The sequence below is a fragment of the Microcoleus sp. Z1_A1 genome, assembly GCF_036700305.1.
Classification (GTDB): domain Bacteria; phylum Cyanobacteriota; class Cyanobacteriia; order Cyanobacteriales; family Microcoleaceae; genus Microcoleus.
Genome location: NZ_JAUBOR010000027.1, coordinates 56,748 through 72,827, shown reverse-complemented (window position 1 = coordinate 72,827; position 16,080 = coordinate 56,748). Strand labels below are relative to the sequence as shown.

Here is a 16,080-nt window from a genome sequence, read left to right as displayed (position 1 = left end):
CCGCTATCTGCGGCTCTTTCATGTCCACCTAATAACACCCAACTCCAAAAAAAGAATAAACATTCCCACCTCCCATGCAATTAACTAATCCAACAAAAGAAATACAAATGACCCTTCCCGAATTCAAAAATGAAAAACTGCTGCGCCAAGCACTAACCCATCGTTCCTACGTCAACGAAAACCCCACATTCCGCGAAGAAGACAACGAACGCTTAGAATTTCTTGGCGATGCTTTGCTGACTTTTCTCAGCGGCGAATATCTCTATCAGCGTCATCCAGAAATGGGAGAAGACCAACTGACTCGCCGGCGTTCTGCATTAGTAGATGAAAAACAATTAGCCCGATTTGCTACTGAAATCAATTTAGACTTAAAAATGCGCCTTGGAAAAGGAGCTTATCGAGAAGGTGGAATTACCAACCCAAATTTGCTAAGCAGCACTTTTGAAGCATTTATTGGCGCTTACTATCTCGATACGCAAGATATGGACAAAGTTAGCCAGTTTGTGTGGCAAATGTTTGATTCTGTGCCAGAAAATGTTGTGGAAACTCGATCGACTGTAGACTCGAAAAATCGCTTTCAGGAATGGGTACAAGCCAATGGTGACACGACTCCCCCCAAATACGTGACAGTCCAAGCAGGAGGCACACCCCACAAGCCGGAATTTCTCGCTAAAGTTTATGTTGCAGAGAAACTCTATGGAGAAGGTAAAGGCAAAAGCAAAAAAGATGCTGAGAAAAATGCGGCTGAAGATGCGCTAGCAAAGCTGAAAAAACGCGGACTGATCTAAACTTGAAAACATCGGTAAAAACTACTAGCTTTTTTGTGCGATTCGGGCGTTGGCGAAGCTCTCGAAGACGATCGCCCGAATTGATGGCCAGAGCACACAATGGTCTATAATCAGGACTTGTGCAAGTGTTACCGCCGTCGATCGAGGGTTGCAAGGGCAGAAATTCGTTGACGAGTACCCCCAGTGTCGATCGTAATTTTGGGAAATATCAGAGCAATTCATGTCTACTCAAAACCAGACTACCCTAACTGTTGAAGAAGCACAGCAAATCCTCAAAGATTTCACTTGTCTGGATATGCAATCTGTAGCATCGCCGCTGGAAAAACAGGCACTCCGTCAAGCGATTTTGCTGGTAGCAAGTTTGTCGGATTATCAAATGTTGGGAGTGTGCGCTTCTTCGACGGATGAGGGGTTTTTAGCTTTAGAAGCTTATTTGAAAGCATTGGGATATCAAGCTGTTTTATATCCCAATGCAGTCACTTCATTTGCTGGTTCGGTTTATATTAAGTTCAATACTTTGAAGGGGTCGTATTATGTTGACGGCTATCCCGGAACTTACCGGGGCGTTTTGATTTCTTGTCAATCTTCCTCAGAAGATGGAGTTAGTGGAACTTACGGTCATTTACCTCTCGATTTATTTGATTAATTTCTCAGTAGTCAGTAGTCAGTAGTCAGTAGTCATTAGTCAGTAGCAGTAGTCCGTAGTCCGTAGTCAGTCGATCGATTAAATTGAATCAAAAACCCACTGAAAGCATCCAGGATACAAGCCCCCGAATTTATCCGTGGCGTCAATGCTTCAATCTAAAATCTAAAATCTAAAATCTAAAATCGATTGACTGATGCACCTTACTAAGCTGTAGGGTGCGTCAGCCCGCCCTTCGATTCAGTTGAATCTCATATGTTGCACCATTCTCAATTAGTCTTTTAGGAACAGGCTTTTCGGCCTGTTCCACAAGAAAATTTATCTTTTGTGGAACGGGCCGAAGAGCCCGTTTTTGAGAATGGTGCAAGATGTAAGTTGAATCAAACACCGACTGACGCACCTTACTAAAATTAACCCTTACCAACGATCAATTCTGCCTCTGGTGCCGATGTGGTTTCTTCGGGCGGCAATCCCAAAATATCGCTGTACAAGTTGATGTATTTCCGGGCCGAAATATCCCAGCTAAAATCTTCTCTCATGCCGCGCTGTTGCAGTTCTCTCCACTTATCTTTGTAGCGGAAACCTTCCCAAGTTCTGATCATGCAGGTGAACAAGTCGAGGGGTTCGTAGCGATCGAAACAGTAACCAGTACCGGTATTGTCGATCGGGTTGTTGTGGGAAACGGTATCGACTAAACCGCCGGTGCGACGAACCATTGGCACGCACCCGTAGCGGAGGGCGAGCATTTGGCTAATGCCGCAGGGCTCGAAACGGCTGGGCATCAGGAAGCTGTCGCAGCCTGCGTAAACGCGCCGGGAGAGGGCCTCGTTGTAAAGTAGTTGGGTGGACATCCTACCGGGATAGCGGGCTGTCATTTGCCAGAGTTGGGTTTCGTAGTAGCGATCGCCCGTTCCGAGTACAATAAATTGAGCGTCGGTATAGGCCATGAACAGATCGAGCATTTGAATTATCAAATCCAATCCCTTCTGTTCTACCAGCCTTGTCACCATCCCGATCAAAAAGGCATTTTTATTCACTTCCAAACCGACTTCTTCTTGCAGCGCAATTTTATTAGCGGGGCGCTTTTCAATAGTATCAACACTAAATTGTTGATGGAGGTACTTGTCAGTTGCTGGGTTGTAAGATTCTGTATCAATTCCGTTCAAAATGCCCGATACTTTACCGCCGATGTAAGACAGCAAACCTTCCAAAGTTTCCCCATAAGCTGGGGTTTTGATTTGCTCGGCGTAAGTCGGCGAAACTGTATTTACTCGATCGGCAAACTGTACTGCAGCAGCCATTGTATTGTGACCTTGCATATACCAAGGACACCAAGTCATCTGCTCCAAACGCCAGCGCCACGGCCCTTGATAAGCTAAATTGTGAATAGTAAAAACCGTGCTGATATCGGGATCTTGGCTCATCCAAACAGGTATCATCCCCGTATGCCAGTCGTGACAGTGGATAATTTGGGGCTTCCAATGATTCCAGGCAAATTCAGCCGCAGCATTGGCAAAGAAAGTGAACCTCCAATCTTCATCTACACCGCCGTAAACGCGGCGCGGTAAGAAAGATGGATGTTGTAATAAGTATAAAGGTACATCGGTTCCCGGCAAAACAGTTTCAAACACCGAGAAGCTTTGGAACATGGCAGATCCATCCCAAACAGGTTTTTTGGGAACGTCCATTTTGTCGGGGACGAAACCGTAGTAGGGCATGAAGATGCGGACATCGTGGCCCATGCGCCGCAGAAATTTCGGCAAAGCGCCGACGACATCGCCCATACCGCCCACTTTGGCGAGGGGTGATGCTTCGGCGGATACAAATAAAATACGCATTATTTTTTTGTGTTCCTTGAGATTGTTACTCTAGATTAAGTTTAAATGGCGAGTGGCACAATATTAACGCGCCTTTCAAAAACAAGTATAAATCTGAGTTGCTGTAGCGATCGCACTTTACTCAAGAATGCGATCGCCCTTTTTCCATCCGCGTTTATCGGCGGCGCTGTGCGGTGAAAAAAAGAGCGATCGATTTTATGATAAATATTGAATAAAATCTGTAGGGGCGGGTTCACCAAAATATTTGCCACCCACCGATAATCTTGATAAACCCGCCCCCACCCAACCAATAACCCCGATCGACCATTTCCCCCACCGTTAAATACAATTAATTCTTAATTTCTGGGTGGGGTGGGGGCGGGTTTTTATCATTTGTCTGTGGTGTCAAAAATCTAGGCGAACCCGCCCCTACATTGGTGGTTAAATGTGGGATAAAATCTACCGACAGCTACCGACTAATTCTGAGAATTGTCCTCAATAGTCTCCTCAAATCCCGCTAGAAAATCATCCAAAGCTTCAGAGGCGATCGCCAAATTAATACTGTCGGCATCTTCCAATCCCCACGTATTCACACCAACCACTTGACCAGCCATATTAATCAACGGGCCGCCGGAATTTCCCGGATTAATCGCCGCATCAGTTTGCAACACCTTCACTTCAGCAAAATCATCTTCTTCATCGTCGCCTTCTTCATATTCCTCTGGTTCGCGAATTGCACTCACAATACCTTGAGTTACAGTTGAAGCAAACTGCCCCAAAGGATTGCCCACAGCAATTACTCGATCGCCCACTTTCACATCCAAAGACAACTCTAGGGGAGGATATTCTTGGGGAGAGTCCACTTGTTCCCCTGTGTTCGGGTCGAAGGTAAAATCGCTAATTAAGAGTAATGCTAAATCTTCTTCGGCATTACCAGTAAACACCACCTCTGCCAATCTCAATTTTCCGTCATGAGTTTCCACTAAAACCTGTTCGATTTCATCTTCTTCATAGAAGTAATCTTCATCGGCAATATCTTCTACAACGTGATAGTTCGTGACAATTATGTCCGGCGATACAAAGAACCCGCTTCCTGAAGAAATCTCTTCTTCTGTATCCCAATCCATGACGTAAATTGAAACTACGGACGGCAAGACTTGCTCGACTACATCCGAAAAACTTCCGGCTTGAGTTTTGAACTCTTTCAATTGCTTCTGCAAAGCTTGTTGGTCTGCTTGCATTTTGCTATAGAGTTGCTGAACCTTTTTCACTTCCAGCTTTAATTGAGTTTCTCTAGCGCTCATAGTGGGCTTTTACCTGAAATAAATTGCTGATTAATTTTGGATGTTTGATTGTAGATTTTGGATGGAGAGGTTAAGAACTCTAGGACTTACGAAAAAAAACCGGTTTTTACCATAAATCTTGGGCTATACAGCGAGACTTACATCAGAAACCGGGTTGCTTAACACCCGTGCGGAGCGTCCTAAATTAGTCAGATATTTTTGAAATCTATCCCGCAAGCCCTACTTAAAATCCCATCAAAAATCTACAATCAGACTGCTACTCTACCTGTTTTGCCAAAGCAAACCGCCTGTTATTTTTATTCTACAAAAGGCGATATATCGCGTCTAAAAGCATTGACAAAGAGATGCGGATCGGTTTTAGGAACCACGTTGAACTTCGACAAATATTTCCTCCAAAATTGCACTAGCACCCTGTTGGCGCAGGCGGTGAGCGAGGTCAATTCCGATCATTTCAGCAGTCTCGGCGGCGCCGGAAACACTATCTTTGACGAATCGCTGGCCGTCGAGACTCGATACCATTCCGGTTAAGGTTAATTGACCGTTTTCTATTTTGGTATTGACGCCGATCGGCACTTGACAGCCGCCTTCTAATTCCCGCAGAAATGCGCGTTCAGCATAACATCTTTGGGCGGTTTCCGAGTGTTCGAGAGCTTTAATCAGTGCCATGATTTCTGTGTCTCCGGCGCGGCATTCGATGCCCAAAGCACCTTGTCCGACGGCGTGAAGGGAGATTTCAGCAGGGATAATTTGGTGGATGCGATCGCCCATTCCCAATCTTTCGAGGCCGGCAACTGCTAAAATAATCGCGTCGTAACCGCCCTCATCTAATTTAGCGAGTCGAGTATTGAGATTGCCGCGAATATCTTTAAATTCAAAATGAGGGAAATGATGCCGCAGTTGAGCCAGTCGCCGCAGAGAAGAAGTCCCGATTACTGAACCTTCTGGGAGGGTGTCGAGTTGCTTGTCTTTGTGCTTGGAGTGAACTACCAGGGCGTCAGCGGGATTTTCCCGTTCGGTGACGCATCCTAAAATTAAACCTTCGGGCAAATTGGTAGGCAAATCTTTGAGGGAATGAACGGCAAAGTCCGTTTCATTGTTAATCATTCCCGTTTCTAATTCTTTGGTGAAAAGTCCTTTATCGCCAATTTTAGCGAGGGCGACATCAAGAATTATGTCCCCTTGGGTGGACATGGTGTGGACTTCAAAAGTGTGTTGCGGGAAGTGTTTCTGTAGCTGTTCTTGCACCCAGTGGGTTTGCACGAGAGCGAGTTGGCTTTTGCGGGAACCGATGCGAACGGTTCGGGAAGGGGCAGATGTGGTTGGGGACATAAGATCGATCGGAGGATAGCTTGAAATCAGCCAATATATTCACCTGATCTAGCGTACCGCAGGTGGGGACTTTAATTGCTGGTTGGGATAATTCGGGCGATAAAAGAGAAATACCAGATTTTGACCGCCTGTTTGAAAAAAGGATGCAACGGTAGGCAAGCTCCAAACCTTTACATAATAAGCCATTGCCAATCTAAAATCTAAAATCTAAAATCTAAAATGGTAGGACTGCCCGTAGCAGTGATTCCTGATGATGTTTCCCATCTAGCATTGGGCGTCGCTGGCACGGGGGCGATCGACATTCTGAAGCAAAGCCTGCGGGCGATGTAAGATTTACCTAGGGTCGAGCCGGATGAACCTGCTTGACATGAGGAGTTAGCTTAGCTGCTGCGAGAAAGAATTAGCTCAAAGGTTGCGAGATTTGGGGATAGAAATGTAGTTGCGAGGGGAAAAGGGCGATCGAAGTTGCGATCGTACTTCTCAAGCCACCAAATAGCTTACCATCAAAAGTGAATTTGTCAAATTACTAAAATCCTAAAACTATGAAAAGTGCTCTTGAAGTAGCTCGTTACTTTTTATGTCGTGTCGATCGAGAAGCAGGCGATACCATTTCTCCTCTGAAACTGCAAAAGCTCGTCTATTATGCACAAGCTTGGAGTTTAGTCTTTAGAAGCCAGCCGCTATTTGATCAAGATATTGAAGCTTGGGTTTCCGGCCCCATTGTCCGCGATGTTTGGGATGAGTACAAAGCTTACAAATATAGCGATATTCCTGCTCCCGATAATTTGGAATCAGAATTTGATGAAGATGAGATCGAGGTTCTCGAAGAAGTTTGGAATGCTTATGGAGAATTAAGTGCTAAACATCTTGCAGAATTGACGCAATCGGAGACACCTTGGCTCAACGCCCGCAAGGGATTAGAACCCGCCGAAACCTCAACTCAAATCATCTCCCACGAGGATATGAAATCCTGCTATGCACCTTTGGTGGAGGCGTAAGTGGGGAAAAAAAGTCAAATACCCAAGCCATCTCAAAAAAAGCAACAAAGTAGAATTCCAGAGCAAGCAACTCAGTTAAATCGACCAAGCAGTACAGATGATCAGCATCCTAGCTTCAGATTTACCTATGCAGATAAAAATCGTTGGCTTTTGTCTGACTGGACATCATCAGAAATCACTGACCTAATTGAAGGGCTAAAGAAAATTGAGAAATATACTTGGGGCCAAATCAAAGGTCACGGATCAAAAAAACGAGGTGAATCAGTGGGAACTGGTTATAAGTTGATTAACATTCATCCGACTTTGCCTGACAATATTCCTGAAGATGAGAGGTTATCCGAAATGCGAATTGATGAGAAAAAACGGATATTTGGGTTTCGCGTTCAGTCTGTTTACTACATCATTTGGTTTGACCGCGACCATTCTGTTTGTCCAGAATAAAGTTTATGAGGAGTGAAAAAGGTCGATTCCCTACCCTTCGGGAACCCCTGCGGGAAGATAGCTTCGCTCGCGCGTACCTTTTCCATTTCCCACCCAAATTTAACGTTGCCCTGCTTGAAGTGCCGAATTCGCTATCTGAACAACTTCTTGCTGCCGTGCGTTTTTCCTTGTGACTCGGTACAGCACCCCCAGCCTTTGCCACTCAACAAAAGCAGTGCAGTAAGCACCGCAATTATTGAAATAAATCCCCCTGAATCCGCCCGCCAATTCAACGCTTCTGTAAGTATCCTGTGGCAATTGCGAAGGAGGCGAAAACGGTTCATTTCTTTTAGCTTCGATTGTGCCGAAATAACAGGCTCCCGCACGGCATCCTTTGCCTAAATACATTCCCACAATGTAACCGTCGGCCCCCGCTTGCACATCAAAATCAAGTTGCTGAATGTCTGATAAAGGAAGTCTACTCGGAAGAAAAACAGGCACTCGCGTTTTGCCTTTGATTTGTCTAAAGATGTTACTAGCAGGAAAACGACTGTTAGCCTGTTTTGCACCTGAGTTATCGGGGATTGGGGGAATTTTTTGGACAAAATTCCTCCACTGCACAACTCTATTTTTAGCAATGTTAAAAGTGGGAATCGAGTATTTTTCTAGCGCAAAAGAAGGGCGACCGTTTGTGAGGTTGAAGTTGCGGCGAATCACTGTAATTTCGGGTTTCCCTAAGCCGTAAGCTGTGGCTATGGAACGGGCGAGATTGCAGCTAATTTTGAAGCGTCCCATCTCAATATTGCCATTTTCCGCTTGATAAGACCAATTGTAACCCTCAGAAGCACGATCGCGATCGCACAGAAAATGAGAAATCTCAAACATCTTGGCAATATGAACATCGTACAATCGCAACTTACCGCCGTTGGCAGATTTTGCAGTGTTGCGATCGGGTACAATAAATTGTATCGGTTGCCAGCTATCTTCAGGGGAATAATTAAACCAGCGGATTTCTGTAATGGGGAGTTCAGTCCTTGCTAACGCTGAGTTTGGTGTCAAAGGTGCGATAGTAAAAGCAGTCACCACACAAGCAAAAATCGCCGCAAATAGCCATCTTCTCCTCATCCTGATTTCCCCCTAAGTAGGTCAGCGCAAAAAAACCATAGCATCTTGTAAGAGGCGAGTGCGAGTTAAGATATATCATACAATAACGGTCAGGTACGCACCGAGCACCCTACAGATAAAAGTTGTGCCTCCCCACTACAAAACTTAACGCTTCCGAGCTAGAATAGCAGAATTTGCTATTAAAATTAAATCAGATTCTCGTCCGTTCTTAAGGGCTACGGTATACATAAAACCCCGACTTTTCCACTCGATAGTTGCTGTGCAGTAAGCCCCGCAACCGTTATGATAAACTCCTTTCACTCGGTCAGCCAGTTGAACATTTTTTAAAGTCTTAGTTACCCCTTCTATTTTGGTAGAAAACTCACCGCCTTTCTGACCTCGAATTTCCCCAAAAGTGCAAGCTCCCGCACCTCGGCAATCTGCTGTATACTCCATAGAAATAGTATAGCTGTCCGTTTTCGCTTGACTTTGATAGTAAAGCTTCTGCGAAATAGGAAGCCGACTGGGGAGGAAAATTGGTACTTGTGTTTTGCCTTTTAACTTTTGCAAAATTTGACTTACCGGAACAGCCGTACCCGCTACAGCAACAGATTTTGTTTCCGGCGGTAGCTGCGACAATTCGCACGCACCAAAAACTCGCGATACAGGTACTAAAGCAGTCAATACACACGCCGAAATCGCCAAAAGTAATAATTTATTGTTCACTGTGTTTTTCCCTGATGTCGAAACAGTCCTGTTTTTCGGTGAAGCACATTCACCTATTTACAACGATACTCGAAAATACCAAACTCCCAATAGGCATTCCGCAAAAAAGCAACTTTAACTTTTTTTTTACAAATTCCCTAAAATATGCAGTTACAGATAAAATAGAAAAGGCGACAATTTTAGGAATCGAAGGTGGAACTACAAGAGTATTTACGTCAGCACGGATTGGAAACTTTGTCCGAAACTTATCATATCAAAGTTACCCGCCACCGCCAATATCCCGATTTAGTCTGTCTGAAATACTCGCAGATAGAATCTCCCCTGGGCGAAAAAATAGTCCAGCAGTGCCGAGGCATTATTTTAGATTCATCTCAAGATTGGCAGATAGTTTCTTATCCCTACGACAAATTTTTTAATTACGGAGAAATTCACGCCGCTGCAATTGATTGGACAAATGCCAAAGTTTACCAAAAACTAGACGGTTCTTTGACTGTACTGTATTTTTACAAGGGAGAATGGAGAGTGCAATCTAGTGGCACTCCCGACGCCGCCGGCGAAGTTAACGGTTTTGGATTCAGCTTTGCCGAACTTTTTTGGAAAGTTTGGCAAGAATTGGGATATCAATTGCCACAAGAAACCGACCAGTGTTTTATCTTTGAGTTGATGACGCCTTACAATAGAATAGTTGTCCAGCAACAAAACAATCAAATCGTGCTGCACGGGGTTCGCAACACTCAAACGCTGCTAGAAACAGATCCGAGTATTTGGGCTAATAAATACGGCTGGGAATTGGTAGCATCCTATCCTTTAACTAGCTGGAAAGAAGTTATCGAAGCTGCTCAACATTTAGATCCGATGAATTCGGAAGGGTATATTATCTGCGATGCTGATTTCAACCGAGTTAAAGTAAAGTCTCCGCAATATGTCGCGATTTCCCATCTCCGCGAAGGGTTTTCTACCCGCAGGATGATCGAGATTGTTATAACTAATGAAGGAGAAGAGTTTTTAGCTTATTTTCCTGAGTGGAGTGAGTTGTATCAACAAGTTAAGGACAAATATCAATCTTTGGTTGAAGAAATCGAGGAGGTTTACCGACAGCACGAACATATCGAAGTTCAGAAAGATTTTGCCTTAGCTGTGAAACATTTGCCGTATTCCGGGATTTTGTTTTCTTTGCGGGCCCGAAGAGTTGCGGGAGTGAAAGAAGCTCTCCGCGATGTTACTATTCATAAGATAGAAGAGTTATTGGGTTTAGATTACCTCCATCTAGGTTTGTAGAAGAAGGAAGGCACGACACGGATTTTGACACGGATACACGGATTAATGATCGAGCGTGAGGCAGATGTTGAAGGAAGAGGGAAGTTCGGCAACGGATTATGTAACGGATGTAACGGATGGAATGAAGAGGTAAGCTGTTGCGCGTTTAAATTGCATATTCTGGACGGGCTCGCGTGCCCATCCCACAATAATTTGAGTGATTTTTGACACACAATTTAAATGGAGAACAGCTTAAGTATTTAAACAATGCCCAATGCCCAATGCCCAATGCCCAATTACCAATTACCAATTGCCAATTGCCATGAAAAGAGTTATTATACTTGTCGGCTTACCTGCTTCTGGAAAATCTCAATTTGCTAGGGAATTGCTGCTGTCGGAACCTGCAAAGTGGGTGCGTAGCAATAAAGATTTGCTCAGAGAAATGGCTCACGCTTCTCATTGGTCGCCGGCGAATGAAAAGTTTATTTTGCAGTTGAGAGATACGATTATTTTGATGGCTTTGGAAAGTGGCAAGCACGTCATTGTTGATGATACTAATTTTGGGCCTCACATCGAGCATATCAAGGAGTTGGTTAAAGGTAAAGCTGTTGTCGAAGTTAATGATTTTTTCCTACAAGTTCCGGTTGAGGAATGTATTAAACGGGATTTGAAAAGGCTTAATTCGGTGGGCAAAGATGTGATAATGAAGATGTACAATAAGTACGTGCGGGTTCCCGTTGTGCCGCCGGAATATAACCCGGATTTGCCGGATGCAATTATTGTTGATATGGACGGCACGCTGGCACTTCTCAACGGTAGAAATCCTTTTGATGCTTCGACGTGCGATCGCGATTTACCAAATCAGCCCGTCTTAGATACCGTTCGCAAGTGGCAAACCAGCGCCCATATTATTGTAGTGTCGGGCCGCACAGATGACTGTCAACCTCAAACTGAAAAATGGTTGCAGCAGTACGATGTCAATTATGCTGCTCTTTATATGCGGAAAACGGGAGATATGAGGAAGGATGCGATTATTAAAGATGAATTCTATCGGCAGCATATTGATGGAAAGTATAACATAAAGTTTGTTTTGGACGATCGCCAGCAAGTTGTTGATATGTGGAGAGGCTTGGGATTGACGGTATTCCAAGTAGATGAAGGGGATTTTTGACCTATGGTTTTTCTGAAAATTGTCCCATGCCTAATGCTATAATCAAAGTAACAGTGACAAAAAAATTGTTATGGTAGCCATTCCCCAAGCACCCCAAAAAATGACCGTTGAGGAATATCTCGAATGGGAAGCTCAACAAGAGATTCGCCACGAATATGTCAACGGCGAAGTTTTTGCCATGACGGGTAGTACAATTCCCCATAACGATATTGCACTTAACTTTTACACTGCATTGCGCCCGCATCTACGTTCCACAGGCTGTCGGATGAACGTATCAGACGTGAAATTGCAAGTCAGTTTTCAAAGCCGTTACTACTACCCTGATGTGATAGTCAGTTGCGATCCAGAAGACATTAATTCACGCAATTTCATTCAGAATCCTAAAATCATTGTGGAAGTTCTTTCTCCCAGTACAAGTGCTAAAGATCGGGATGAAAAATTCACTTGTTACCTGAAAATTCCGACTTTGCAAGAGTATATCTTGATTGATTCACAAAAGATTTTTGTTGAGCGTTACTGTCGGGGAGAGGGGAGAATGTGGCTGTACTATTCTTACACTGCTGGGGAGATTATCACTTTATCAAGTATTGGGTTTGATTTGCCGATCGCACTTTTGTATGAAGGTGTTGGATTGGAAACAGAAACAGAAACGTAAATGGGAAGATTGAAACCGCAATCTCTGTAGGGGCGGGTTCACCGAAATCTCGAACAGAAATCAAACAATCTGATAAACCCGCCCCGCCACGGCCCAATTTTACATCAACATTTGATTCAATAAATTAATGGTAAATTTGTATTTGCGATCGGGTGGGGGCGGGTTTAGGAGATTATTAATTTTTTCCATAGATGGTTGGTGAACCCGCCCCTACGGTTCAATTGTACCTGGTGTTGATTCAATACAGTTCAAACTATCGCGTCCAAGCCAGCCAGCGGTTAAACAAATTTTTCACAAACGGAGTCAAACGAGTGCGATTGTAAGCATCTCCCGCTTTCCGAATTGCATCAGCTTGTGTTGGATACGGGTGAATTGTGCTAGCAATCTTTCCCAAACCAATATTGTTAACCATTGCTAAAGTAATTTCGCTTATCATATCCCCAGCGTGTCGCGCTACAATAGTTGCACCTAATATTTTATCGCTGCCTTTCTTGACGTGAATTTTCACAAATCCTTCCTCTTCGCCGTCAATAATTGCCCGATCGACTTGACTGAAAGGAATTAAAAATGTATCGAGATCAATGCCTTTTTCCTTAGCCTCGTGTTCCCCAATTCCGACGCGCGCAATTTCCGGGTTTGTGTAAGTACACCAAGGTATCGTCAAAGCGCTGAGCTTTTTGCGCCCGAAAAATAGAGTGTTTTGAATTACTATTCTCGCGGCAAAATCAGCAGCGTGAGTAAATTTATGTTTCATGCAAATATCGCCGGCGGCATAAATGCGGGGATTAGTAGTTTGCAAGTTGTCGTTGACAAATACGCCTGTTTGTGTATCGTATTCGACGCCGATCGCCTCCAGATTCAATCCTTCGACGTTGGGCGATCGCCCTGTACTCACAATCATTTCATCTACTGTTACCGATGCTTCCTTACCTTGACATTTATAATAAATTACTTTGCCTGCATTGGTTTTCTCAACGCGCTCTATTTGGGATTCTAGTATTAGTTGAATTTCTTCGCGTACAAAAGCCTGCTGCACGATTTTAGCAGCCTCCGCATCTTCTTTGTCTAAAATTTGAGCATTTTTGTGCAGCAATACGACTTCCGAACCCAGCCGCCGAAAGGCTTGAGCCAATTCGCAGCCGATCGGCCCTGCGCCAATTACGGCCAAACGCTGAGGTCTTTCTGTCAGGTTAAAGACAGTTTCATTTGTCAGATATCCAGCTTCTTGTAAACCTGGAATTTGTGGTTGTCGCGCCCTTGCACCTGTGGCAATTACTGCTTTTTTAAAGCGAAGAGTTTGCCCCCCAACTTCTACTGTATTATTGCTAGTAAAACGACCAGAACCTAAAAAAACATCGACTCCTAATTTATCTTGGTAGCGTTGAACAGAATCAACATCGCTGATTCCCGCCCTGATGCGGCGCAGCCGTTCCATCACAGCGGCAAAATCCACTTCTACACTGTCAGAAACATTAACACCAAATTTACTTGCTTCCCAGATATCGCCGACAGTGCGAGACGCTCGAATTAAAGCTTTTGACGGCACGCAACCGACATTCAAACAGTCGCCGCCCATCAAATGTTTTTCAATCAAAGCAACTTTCGCGCCCAAACCTGCGGCACCGGCAGCCACAATTAATCCAGCGGGCCCCGCGCCAATTACTACTAAATTATAAGAACTAGCAGGCTGCGGATTTACCCAATCGGGCGGATGCAAATAGGAGACTAATTTCTGGTTGTGTTCGTCCATCGGGGGGACAGTTACGCGATCGACTTTTGATTGTGACATTGGCAAATTCTCCTAATTAAATACTTTTTTCTAAAGCTTTGCTGGCTATCCGAGTGATAAAGACAGTAACAGCGACAGTAGCGAGAAAACTGATAATATTAATCAACCATTTTACGGCGGAATCTTGAGGATTTGCATACACAGTTTGCGTGCCTATCGCAGCAACCTCTCCCACCAAAGAACCGGAGTAAACGTACATAATTGTACCCGGTATCATGCCAAAGGAACCCAGCACGTAATCTTTCAAAGAAACTTGAGTAATTCCTAGAGCGTAATTCAATAAATTGAAAGGAAATAAAGGACAAAGACGAGTCAAAAAAACTATTTTTAATCCTTGTTGGGAAACTGCGCGATCGAGAGCTTTAAACTTGGGGTGAGATTCCATATATTTTACCACGCGATCGCGGCATAAATAGCGCCCGATCGCAAAAGCAAATACCGCACCTAAAATGGACGCCGCAAATACGTAAACTGAACCCCACCACAGACCAAAAATCGCTCCCCCTCCCAGCGTCAGTACCGAACCCGGTACAAACAGCACAGTAGCCAAGTTATAAGTAGCTACAAAAGCCACTGGCCCCCACCACCCTAAATCCTCGATCCGCATTAACAGAGTTCTCAAAACATCTTGAACGTAGGCAGAGCGAGTTGCTACAATTAAGAGAGCGAGCAAAAGTGCGATCGAAAAAAACAACACTATGCGTTTAAATTTTACCCTAGCATAATCTTGGATTCGTGCTTTTGCCATGATTCACCCGCAAATATTTATCAGCATTATACTCCAAACTTAAATTATTACTGTAAACAACCCTAAAAGCGATCGTCATGACACCACCAGCCCAACTTCCAATCCCCGAATATTTCGACCCCAAAAAAGTAGGCGAAGTCTGGCGAGTACCCTACCTAGAACGCGCCGCCCAAGCGAAAGATTGGGCTACACAGCACAACATCCCGCCCGCCGCCAGCGACAAAAATCAGATTTGTTTGCTGATAATAGACGCCCAAAATACATTTTGCTTGCCCGAGTTTGAATTATTTGTGGGCGGGCGATCCGGTAGTGGTGCCGTTGATGATAACCTGCGACTGTGCGAATTTATTTATCGCAATTTAAACGCAATTACAACCATTGCGCCGACAATGGACACCCACACCGCCATGCAAATTTTTCATCCAATCTTTTGGATAAACGAAGCTGGCGAACACCCCCTACCAGCCGCAACTTCTATTACACTCGAAGATGTCCAAAAAGGCATTTGGAAAGTCAATCCCGCCGTAGCCGATAGCATCAGCGGGGCTAATTTTTCAGCACTGGAAAAACAGGCTTTCCACTACGTCAAAAAACTCAGCGCCGATGGGAAATATCCCCTGACAATTTGGCCCTATCACTCAATGTTAGGTGGCATCGGACACGCGCTGGTTTCTGCGGTGGAAGAAGCTGTATTTTTTCATACTATAGCCCGCAACAGCCAAGCACTTTTTGAGATCAAAGGCGGGAATCCACTGACTGAAAACTATTCGGTTTTGCGGCCGGAAGTTTTAGAGGGATTCGACGGCAATCCGATTGCGGAAAAGAATGCTAAGTTTATTGATAAATTACTCGATTTTGATGCAGTAGTTATTGCCGGACAAGCGAAAAGTCACTGCGTTGCTTGGACAATTGATGATTTGTTAACGGAAATTTTGGCGCGAGATCCGAGTTTGGCAAAGAAGGTTTATTTGCTGGAAGATTGCACTTCGCCTGTGGTTGTTCCGGGTGTTGTTGATTTCACGGAACAAGCCGATGCAGCTTATCAAAAATTTGCGGTGGCGGGAATGAATGTGGTTAAATCTACTGAGTTAATTTTGGGCGATTAAAGACGTTTTTTTAGGTGGGGTTTTTCAGAGCAAAAAAAGTATCCATGATTAACCAGATGCGGTAATTTTTGTTCGATTAGCACTCGGCTGCGATCGCATTTACAGCGTATTCCAGGTTGATGAAGTATACCCCAGAAACCGGGTTTCTTTACAGTTCTCCCATCCTTACTGATTCTGTTGCTCGAAACCCGGTTTCTCGCCCTCTACATCTACATGGAATATGCT

The 16,080-nt window shown here is 44.4% G+C and carries 16 protein-coding genes; 8 read left to right on the top strand and 8 right to left on the bottom strand.

The window, feature by feature from the left end; all coding sequences use genetic code 11:
* The first annotated feature begins 107 nt into the window (after positions 1 to 107).
* Both rnc and QT973_RS18255 read left to right on the top strand, forming a co-directional pair.
* Positions 108 to 788, top strand: a complete 681-nt coding sequence (gene rnc / locus QT973_RS18260; protein WP_333246263.1) for a ribonuclease III — start codon at positions 108 to 110, stop codon at positions 786 to 788.
* Between the two features lie 220 nt (positions 789 to 1,008).
* Positions 1,009 to 1,434, top strand: coding sequence for a DUF1824 family protein (locus QT973_RS18255; protein WP_333208139.1), 426 nt, complete (start codon positions 1,009 to 1,011; stop codon positions 1,432 to 1,434).
* Positions 1,435 to 1,841: 407 nt separating this feature from the next.
* Here the strand turns inward: QT973_RS18255 and glgA are convergent, their stop codons facing one another.
* The 4 genes from glgA to hemC form a co-directional block, all read right to left on the bottom strand.
* The gene (gene glgA, locus QT973_RS18250) at positions 1,842 to 3,269 is read right to left on the bottom strand and encodes a glycogen synthase GlgA (RefSeq protein ID WP_333391876.1); all 1,428 of its coding nucleotides are present in this window, start codon (positions 3,267 to 3,269) and stop codon (positions 1,842 to 1,844) included.
* A 41-nt stretch (positions 3,270 to 3,310) separates the two neighbouring features.
* Positions 3,311 to 3,559, bottom strand: coding sequence for a hypothetical protein (locus tag QT973_RS18245; RefSeq protein ID WP_333312663.1), 249 nt, complete (start codon positions 3,557 to 3,559; stop codon positions 3,311 to 3,313).
* Positions 3,560 to 3,724: 165 nt separating this feature from the next.
* A complete protein-coding gene (locus QT973_RS18240; protein ID WP_333055889.1) occupies positions 3,725 to 4,552 on the bottom strand; it encodes a S1C family serine protease in 828 nt (275 codons plus the stop codon).
* Between the two features lie 357 nt (positions 4,553 to 4,909).
* Positions 4,910 to 5,881, bottom strand: a complete 972-nt coding sequence (gene hemC, locus QT973_RS18235; protein ID WP_333055890.1) for a hydroxymethylbilane synthase — start codon at positions 5,879 to 5,881, stop codon at positions 4,910 to 4,912.
* A 542-nt stretch (positions 5,882 to 6,423) separates the two neighbouring features.
* Here hemC and QT973_RS18230 point away from each other — a divergent pair.
* Positions 6,424 to 6,879 carry a type II toxin-antitoxin system antitoxin SocA domain-containing protein gene (locus QT973_RS18230; protein ID WP_333055891.1) on the top strand — a complete coding sequence of 152 codons (456 nt, stop codon included), beginning with the start codon at positions 6,424 to 6,426 and terminating at the stop codon, positions 6,877 to 6,879.
* Positions 6,880 to 7,320, top strand: a complete 441-nt coding sequence (locus QT973_RS18225; protein ID WP_333055892.1) for an MAG6450 family protein — start codon at positions 6,880 to 6,882, stop codon at positions 7,318 to 7,320.
* A gap of 99 nt (positions 7,321 to 7,419) precedes the next feature.
* Here the strand turns inward: QT973_RS18225 and QT973_RS18220 are convergent, their stop codons facing one another.
* Entirely contained in the window at positions 7,420 to 8,424 is a 1,005-nt protein-coding gene (locus QT973_RS18220; protein ID WP_333055893.1) for a hypothetical protein, read from the bottom strand.
* A gap of 144 nt (positions 8,425 to 8,568) precedes the next feature.
* Positions 8,569 to 9,129: a hypothetical protein gene (locus QT973_RS18215; protein WP_333055894.1), complete on the bottom strand. Its 561-nt coding sequence runs from the start codon at positions 9,127 to 9,129 to the stop codon at positions 8,569 to 8,571.
* Positions 9,130 to 9,321: 192 nt separating this feature from the next.
* Here QT973_RS18215 and QT973_RS18210 point away from each other — a divergent pair, with 192 nt between their 5' ends.
* The 3 genes from QT973_RS18210 to QT973_RS18200 all read left to right on the top strand — a co-directional run bounded on the left by QT973_RS18210 (position 9,322) and on the right by QT973_RS18200 (position 12,212).
* On the top strand, positions 9,322 to 10,407 hold the full coding sequence (locus QT973_RS18210) for a T4 RnlA family RNA ligase (protein WP_333055895.1): 1,086 nt from the start codon (positions 9,322 to 9,324) through the stop codon (positions 10,405 to 10,407).
* A gap of 301 nt (positions 10,408 to 10,708) precedes the next feature.
* A complete protein-coding gene (locus QT973_RS18205; protein ID WP_333208132.1) occupies positions 10,709 to 11,557 on the top strand; it encodes a phosphatase domain-containing protein in 849 nt (282 codons plus the stop codon).
* 70 nt (positions 11,558 to 11,627) lie between these two features.
* The gene (locus QT973_RS18200; protein WP_333055897.1) at positions 11,628 to 12,212 is read left to right on the top strand and encodes a Uma2 family endonuclease; all 585 of its coding nucleotides are present in this window, start codon (positions 11,628 to 11,630) and stop codon (positions 12,210 to 12,212) included.
* Positions 12,213 to 12,465: 253 nt separating this feature from the next.
* On the opposite strand, the gene QT973_RS18195 is transcribed toward QT973_RS18200, so the two are convergent.
* Together QT973_RS18195 and QT973_RS18190 are read right to left on the bottom strand one after the other, a co-directional pair.
* On the bottom strand, positions 12,466 to 14,001 hold the full coding sequence (locus tag QT973_RS18195) for a mercuric reductase (protein ID WP_333055898.1): 1,536 nt from the start codon (positions 13,999 to 14,001) through the stop codon (positions 12,466 to 12,468).
* Positions 14,002 to 14,017: 16 nt separating this feature from the next.
* The gene (locus tag QT973_RS18190; RefSeq protein ID WP_333055899.1) at positions 14,018 to 14,749 is read right to left on the bottom strand and encodes a TVP38/TMEM64 family protein; all 732 of its coding nucleotides are present in this window, start codon (positions 14,747 to 14,749) and stop codon (positions 14,018 to 14,020) included.
* Positions 14,750 to 14,826: 77 nt separating this feature from the next.
* Here QT973_RS18190 and QT973_RS18185 point away from each other — a divergent pair, with 77 nt between their 5' ends.
* Positions 14,827 to 15,855, top strand: coding sequence for an isochorismatase (locus QT973_RS18185; protein WP_333274347.1), 1,029 nt, complete (start codon positions 14,827 to 14,829; stop codon positions 15,853 to 15,855).
* Positions 15,856 to 16,080 lie beyond the last annotated feature (225 nt).

Excerpts from the sequence above, each read along its gene's own strand:
- QT973_RS18200 (WP_333055897.1), top strand. The coding sequence starts at position 11,628 with ATGGTAGCCATTCCCCAAGCACCCCAAAAAATGACCGTTGAGGAATAT.
- QT973_RS18205 (WP_333208132.1), top strand. The coding sequence starts at position 10,709 with ATGAAAAGAGTTATTATACTTGTCGGCTTACCTGCTTCTGGAAAATCT.
- QT973_RS18185 (WP_333274347.1), top strand. The coding sequence starts at position 14,827 with ATGACACCACCAGCCCAACTTCCAATCCCCGAATATTTCGACCCCAAA.
- rnc (WP_333246263.1), top strand. The coding sequence starts at position 108 with ATGACCCTTCCCGAATTCAAAAATGAAAAACTGCTGCGCCAAGCACTA.
- QT973_RS18240 (WP_333055889.1), bottom strand. The coding sequence starts at position 4,552 with ATGAGCGCTAGAGAAACTCAATTAAAGCTGGAAGTGAAAAAGGTTCAG.
- glgA (WP_333391876.1), bottom strand. The coding sequence starts at position 3,269 with ATGCGTATTTTATTTGTATCCGCCGAAGCATCACCCCTCGCCAAAGTG.
- QT973_RS18230 (WP_333055891.1), top strand. The coding sequence starts at position 6,424 with ATGAAAAGTGCTCTTGAAGTAGCTCGTTACTTTTTATGTCGTGTCGAT.
- QT973_RS18255 (WP_333208139.1), top strand. The coding sequence starts at position 1,009 with ATGTCTACTCAAAACCAGACTACCCTAACTGTTGAAGAAGCACAGCAA.
- hemC (WP_333055890.1), bottom strand. The coding sequence starts at position 5,881 with ATGTCCCCAACCACATCTGCCCCTTCCCGAACCGTTCGCATCGGTTCC.
- QT973_RS18195 (WP_333055898.1), bottom strand. The coding sequence starts at position 14,001 with ATGTCACAATCAAAAGTCGATCGCGTAACTGTCCCCCCGATGGACGAA.
- QT973_RS18190 (WP_333055899.1), bottom strand. The coding sequence starts at position 14,749 with ATGGCAAAAGCACGAATCCAAGATTATGCTAGGGTAAAATTTAAACGC.
- QT973_RS18220 (WP_333055893.1), bottom strand. The coding sequence starts at position 8,424 with ATGAGGAGAAGATGGCTATTTGCGGCGATTTTTGCTTGTGTGGTGACT.